Consider the following 249-nt stretch of genomic DNA (forward strand, 5'->3'; position numbering starts at 1 on the left):
CCCGGCGCCGGCCCCGGGTGGGGGGGGGGGGGCGGGCGCCGCGGCCCCCCCCGGCGCCGGAGAGCATTCCGCCGTTACCGCCGGCGCCGCCTTTGCCCCCGCCGGAGCCGAATGCGCCGGTGCCGCCGCTTCCTCCGGAACCGAACAACCCGCCGTTACCGCCGGCGCCGCCGGCGCCCCCGAGTGTCACGCCGCTGCCTCCGTCGCCGCCGGCGCCCCCGCTGGCCCCAAAGAGTCCGGCGGAGAATC

The 249-nt window shown here is 81.5% G+C and carries 1 protein-coding gene; it reads right to left on the reverse strand.

Annotated features, from left to right (window positions below; genetic code table 11):
* Positions 1-249 (reverse strand): hypothetical protein (locus BST27_RS35260; protein WP_211285362.1); only part of this gene is annotated, 249 nt, incomplete at both ends.

Source organism: Mycobacterium intermedium (assembly GCF_002086275.1).
GTDB classification, from domain to species: Bacteria; Actinomycetota; Actinomycetes; order Mycobacteriales; family Mycobacteriaceae; genus Mycobacterium; species Mycobacterium intermedium.